The sequence below is a fragment of the Dyella silvatica genome, from assembly GCF_026283955.1.
GTDB classification, from domain to species: Bacteria; Pseudomonadota; Gammaproteobacteria; order Xanthomonadales; family Rhodanobacteraceae; genus Dyella_C; species Dyella_C silvatica.
The window spans coordinates 23,335-30,003 of sequence record NZ_JAPDPE010000061.1 but is presented as its reverse complement, the minus strand read 5'-3'; the positions used below and the strand labels follow the sequence as shown (position 1 = coordinate 30,003).

The window sequence follows — 6,669 nt, the reverse complement described above, 5'->3', positions numbered from 1 at the left end:
GTGAGTGCCGAATGCGCAGCTATTGAAGCTCCGTGGCTTAATTGTAAAATCGCTGTCAAATTCGCGTGTAATCATAGTTTTGTCACTCCGCGTGCGCTAAAGCTGATCTAGCTCTCGCGGAGTTAAATCTAGCGATTAGGCTGCTTGAATCGCAATTTCGTACCCGACCTTGACCGGTTGGGTTTTTTTACGCCTGAAGAAAGCGTTTTATTTTACGTTTTAGGCAAGAAATTACTTTGTTTTGCAAATACTTACGCATCTTTTCAAGCCATTGAATGGATGCTTTGCCTTGATTGAGGCTTGCAAGATGGGGTGCCGTTGCCTGGATGGCACGACAAGGCCTGCTCATTGTCTGCCCATCCGGTTTTTTTAATGGATGGCACATAAAGGTGCCTGCTGAATTTAACTACCTGGATTAGGGGATTATTTTAAATATGAAACGAACTCACCTTTCTGCGGCGATTACGCTTGCCTTCTGCATGGTCACTAATGTGGCTTTGGCGCAGACCGCTACCGATTCGGCCGAGTCGGCTAAGCCCGTAGTTCAGCGCAATACCGCATCCAGCACTTCAAACAGCACGACGTCGAACGACACCTTGCGTGTGCAGCAACTTACCGCGGTGCAAGTGCAGGCTCAGACGCTTGCCCTGGGCGGTGGCCTGATGTCCGTGCAGACGGCACCCAAGGCGGTTTCCACGATCAGCCGCGAGGCCATTATCAAAGCCTCGCCGGGTAGCAACTTCACCCAGTTGATCTCCACCATTCCTGGCGTGAATTCATCGACGGATGACGTGACCGGTTTGAACAACGGTAACTACAGCATCCGTGGCTTCGATTCTTCTGAAATCGGCATGACTGTTAACGGCGCCCCCATCACCGATAGCGGCAGCTACGCGGTGTATGCGACGGAATACGGCGATAGCGAAAACATCGGTGACATTACGGTGATCCAAGGTATCCCTGATATCGACCTGCCCGATTCCGGCGCCGCTGCGGGCCATATCGCCTGGGCGACCATCGATCCGACCCATAAGGGCGGCCTCGATGTGACGCAATCGCTGGGCAGCTACGACTATCGCCGCACCTTCATTCGCTTGAATACGGGCGACCTCGGTCCAGTGCGCTCCTGGCTGTCGTACTCGAACAACTCGGCCGACAAATGGCGCGGTAGCGGTGACATGCAGGTGACCAAGGTCGACGGTAAGTCGATCTGGACGATTGACGACAAGAACTCGGTCAGCGCCTCACTGCAATACAACCGCGAAACCAACTTCCATTACCTCAACGTCACCAAAGCCCAGGTGGCGCAGCACGGTTACAAGTACGACTACGACCGCAGCTATACCCTGGGTTCGCTGGATACCAACTACTACGCATTGCACACCAATCCCTTCACCAGCGCGATGGTGAGTCTGGATGGCGAATTCACCTTGGCCGACAACCTGCATTTGTCGGTGGTGCCGTATTACTGGTACGGCAACGGTGGTGGCGGCAGCGGCAACAGCAAGTTTCAGGAAACCACGGCGACCACGGACAGCTACCAGTACGCCAATCAGGATTTGAACAACGACGGCCGCATCGTCAAAGGCACCAAGGGCCTGACCTACGCCTATTCGTACTCGTACACCAACCGTCCGGGTGTGATCGTCAAGTTCAATCAAGATTTGAGCATGGACAACGCGCTCGAGTATGGCTTCTGGGTCGAGCGTCCGCGTCAGCAGCAAGGTCAGACCTATGGCCTGGTTGACTCCAAAGGCCAGCCCGCCGACTTCTGGGGTAATTCCAACTATGTAGTCTATCCGAGCAGCGGCTTACCGCAGAAAACCTATGACGAATACACCGTCACCAACGTCAAAAAGGGTTTCGTCACGGATACCTGGACGCCGAATGACAAGTGGACTTTCACCGGCGGCTTGGCTTATCTGTATGTCGATCGCTCCGGTAACGCGATCGAGTATCCGGGCTCATTGACCGGTGCCAAGAACAAGTACTACAACCCTGCCGATACGATTAATCCTTGCAATACCACTTTGGTGAACGTGCAGTGCGGCGCGACGGGTATCGAGGCGACTTACCACAAGTTCCTCCCGACCGCAGGCATCAAGTTTTCGCCCGACGACAAGAATCAGTTCTATTACGGCATTGGCAAAAGCTTCCGTGCACCGCCGAATTCTGCTGTCTTCCTCAATGTGGTGACCGGCACCGCGCCGAACACGCCGGAAACCTCCTGGAACAACGACTTGGGCTGGCGTTACTACGGCGATACTTTCTCTGCGTCGGCGATGCTTTATCGCAGCAATTTCAACAACAAAACCGAGTCTGGCTACGATCAGGTGTCGGGTCTGACCTACTACGTGCAGATCCCGCACATGAGGCTGCAGGGTTTCAACGGTGAGGCCAGCTACAAGTTCGCGCCGAACTGGACGGTCTACGGTTCGTATACCTATACCGAAGCCACCATCCAATCCGATCTCAATACCGGCGGCGATGGTATCTATCCGACCAAGGGCAAAGACTTGTCGAATACCCCGCGCAACATGGGCAACCTGCGCGTTGGTTACGACGATGGCCATCTGTGGGGCAACGTCGTTGGCCAGTACCACAGCGCGATCTACGGTGATTACATGAATACCGAGCGTGCTGGCGGCTACACCACCTTCAGCTTGAACGGTGGCTACACCTTCCAGAGCATGGACTGGTTCAAGAACCCCTACATCAAGATCAATCTGGCTAACCTGACCAACCACAAGGCCTTTAGTAACGCTTCGATCGACTTCCTGGCCAAATCGGGCCTGGTCGGCTCGAATGGTGCTGGCCTCTACGCTTCGTCGCCGGTGTATTCGTTGCTTGAGCCGCGCACCTTCATGGTGACCTTCGGCGCTTCGTTCTTCTAAGTCGTCATTACCCAGCTTTACTGAGTATCAGCCGGCGCCGTGAGGCGCCGGTTTTTTTTGTCCTGCGCCAGCTGTCCAGGCCCTTTGCCAAAGCCGGCTGGCACCATTCCCCCGCTCTGGGTTTTCACAGGCGCAAGGCGGTACTTCTTACGCCATGGCGCATGAAATTGTGATGAAATCGCTAATAGTTACGAAATTGTAATAAGATTTCGCTAAATTTAGCCGAACGAGCTCGGGCAATCCGTCTGCAAATCGGTCCGGTTCAAGTCAGAAATTCTAGGGGAATCAGTTAAGTGCGGTGTTTGGCCTGGGCTACGCCCGGGCGCCGGAACTTGCTGTTCTATCGCTTCTTCCAAATTGAGGGTTGGACGCTCAATGAACAACTGTATCCGCACAAAACTGCTGCCGCTGGCCATTGCCACGCTGCTCGCCGCTTCACCCGTATTGGCCCAGGACACCTCGTCTTCGATTAGCGGTCGTGTGCTAGACGCCAACGGTCAGCCGATCGTAGGAGCCTCGGTGCAGATCGTGCACGGGCCGACCGGCACGACCAAGACCACCACCACCGATGCCAATGGCCGTTACGCAGCGCAAGGTTTGCGCGTGGGTGGTCCGTTCGACGTCAAAGTGTCCAAAGACGGCACCGAATCCGAACAAGAGAATGTGTATCTGCAGCTGGCGCAAGACACCGCGGTCAATCTGACCATGGGCAGCGCACAGGCAAAGGCTGCGAAAGATCTCGCCAGCGTGACCGTATCGGCGAACTCCTTGTCGCAGACCTTTACGCCGGATAACAAAGGCATCAGCACCAATGTGTCGCGCCGGGAGATGGAAGCCACGCCGACGCCGGGTCGTTCAATCCAGAACATTGTCCGCCTTGATCCGCGCATCACCATTACCGATCGCGCTCGCGGCGAGATCTCCGCCATAGGCCAGAACAGCCGCTACAACAACATCACGGTCGACTCGGTCAGCGCGAACGATCCCTTCGGCTTGAATGCCAATGGCCTGCCCACTCTGGGCACGCCGATCTCGCAGGATGCGATCGAGGAATACAACATCTCGACCGCGAACTACGACGTGGCAACTCGCCGTGGTCTGGGTGCGAACGTCAACGCCGTGACCAAGAGCGGTACCAACGACTACCACGGTTCGGTGTACTACTCGTTCCAGAACAAGAACATGATTGGCGACAACGTAGCGGGCAAAGAGTACGCCGGCTTTGATCGTCAGTGGACCGGCGGCGCCACGTTTGGCGGCCCAATCATCAAAGACAAATTATTCTTCTTCGGCTTGGTCGAAAAGAGCACGCAGATCGGTTCGGGTAGCCCCTATGGTCCGCAGGATTCGGGCGCGGGAACTCCGATCAAAGGCTTGACCAACGCTCAGGTTCAGCAGATTCGGGATATCGCTGCATCGAAGGGGCTTTCTGACCTTGGTTCGGTGGGCGGCGGCAATTCCAATCTGGAAGACAAGCGCTACCTCGGCAAGATCGACTGGAACATCAGCAACAATCATCGTGCCAGCTTTACCTTCAGCCAGACGAAGGAAACTAAGCCGATCATCACCGGCAGTACCACCAAACTGGTTCTTTCCAGCGGTTGGTACAAGACCAAGGTCGACAGCAAGAGTTACGCACTGCATTTTTACGACGACTGGTCGGATATTTTCTCCACCGATACGACGTTGTCGTATGCAAGCTTTACGCAAAATCGCGGCCCGTATAACGGCGTAGCGATGCCTGACATCACCGTTTACCCGGTCGCCTTTGGTGGCGCGGCAGTTGAGTTTGGCACCGAGTATTCGAGCCAGGCCAACGTACTTAAAACCAAGACCTATAACGGAGCCTGGGCTGGTACGTTCTATCTCGGCGAGCACACGGTCAAAGGTGGTTTCGACTTCGAGCGTGGCGAGTACTACAACCTGTTCTTGCAAAATTATTTTGGCAGCTACAGCTTCCAGGACAGCAATAACGGGACCATCTCCGGCCTGCAGAATTTCCTTTCCGGTAATTATTATCAGTACCGCTACAACCGTCCGGCCGACGGTCGTTCGCTGAACGATGTGGCTGCCAAGTTCAACCTCAATCAATGGGGCCTGTTCTTGCAAGATACGTGGCAGGTCAATAACAACCTGTCAGTGCAGTACGGTTTCCGCATCGACATTCCGTTGATGAGCGATAAGCCCATTTACAATCCGACTTACGCTACCGCTTATGGCCGCAGCAATCAGTCGACGATTAACGGCCATCGCGTAGTGCAGCCGCGACTGTCATTCAACTACACCTTCGATACTGAGCGTATGACTCAGTTGCGTGGTGGCGCCGGCTTGTTCGTCACCAATGGTCCTGCTGTGTGGCTGGGCAATATCTTCTCGAATTCGGGCATGACCCAGACGCAATACAACTGTGGTCCGACCCAGGCTCTGCCTTGCAAGGTGAATTTACCGGCATTCAGTGCGGATCCGAATCACCAGAACAACGGCCTTGGCGGCGCAGGCCAGATGACAGTCAATACGGTTTCGCCGGATTGGAAGGTTCCCACCTCATGGAAGATCAGCCTCGGCTTTGATCGTGAGTTGCCGTGGTGGGGCATGGTGGCGACGGCCGACTGGCAGCATATCAAGAGCCGTGACGCGATCTGGTTCCAGAACGTGAATCTAGGTGCGCCGACATTCATGACGCCAGATGGCCGTGCCTCGTACTACGCCTTGCAATATAACGCTGACCCCACAGCCAAGAATCAGTCCGTTCGCGCGAACGCAAACAAAGCGTTCTCGGGCCAAATGATCAATCTGGCAAATACCAGTAAAGGCAGCGCTGACAGCATTGCATTGTCGCTGAAGAAGCCGTTCTCGGATGATTGGTCCGGCATGGTCGGCTTCACATGGAGCCGCTCGACCGAGGTGAATCCGGGTACGTCCAGCGTGGCGAACTCGAACTACGGCAATAACTACGTTTACAACTCGAACGAGAACGTTGCCAGTACTTCAAACTACTCGATTCCACGTCGTGTCATCGCGTCGCTGAACTGGCAGCACCGCTTCTTCGGTGATTACACCACCAGCGCAAGCATCTTCTACGACGGCCATTCGGCATCGCCGTATAGCTGGACCTTCGGCAACGATGCCAATGGCGACGGCTATAGCAACGATCTGGTGTATATCCCGCGTCCAGGCGAAGTGGTGTTCCGCCCGGGTACCGATCCGAAGCTGCAACAGCAGTTCTGGGACTACATTCAGAAGAACGATTATTTGCGCGAGCATCAGGGTCAAGTGGCCAAGCGCAATGCGGATCGTGCAGGCTGGATCAATCAGATCGACTTGAGCTTCAGCCAAGAAGTGCCGGGTATCTTCAAGGGCAACAAGGGCATTCTCCGCCTGGATGTCTACAACTTCACCAACATGCTCAATAAGAAGTGGGGCATCGAAAAGCGCGTGAATTTCCCGGGGGGCCGTGCACTGGCTGACTACTACGGCATCGATAAGGCAACCGGTAAGTACATCTACAACATCGATTGCGGTGGCGGTGCGAAGACGGCGAGCTGCACCAACTACAACCAAGGCGGCAGCTACGGCCCGCAGGCTGTGCCGACCTACATCAACAACAATGACGATCTGGCCCAGCGCTGGTCGATCCTGTTGACCTTGAAATACACCTTCTAAGCGCATCGCTTAGACAGGCTTGAACTGAGCCGGTGCCTTCTTGCGAAGGCGCCGGCTTTTTTATGCCGCCCAACGTTGGTCTTGACCGCGCCGCGCCCGGCGCGGGAAGCTA

Annotated in this window: 2 protein-coding genes; both read left to right on the top strand. The window is 55.2% G+C overall.

Features of this window, described 5'->3' with window-relative positions; all coding sequences use genetic code 11:
• Nucleotides 1–434: 434 nt before the first annotated feature.
• Nucleotides 435–2,894, top strand: a complete 2,460-nt coding sequence (locus OUZ52_RS13110; RefSeq protein WP_266158847.1) for a TonB-dependent receptor — start codon at nucleotides 435–437, stop codon at nucleotides 2,892–2,894.
• Between the two features lie 375 nt (nucleotides 2,895–3,269).
• Nucleotides 3,270–6,557 carry a TonB-dependent receptor gene (locus OUZ52_RS13105; RefSeq protein ID WP_266158846.1) on the top strand — a complete coding sequence of 1,096 codons (3,288 nt, stop codon included), beginning with the start codon at nucleotides 3,270–3,272 and terminating at the stop codon, nucleotides 6,555–6,557.
• Nucleotides 6,558–6,669 lie beyond the last annotated feature (112 nt).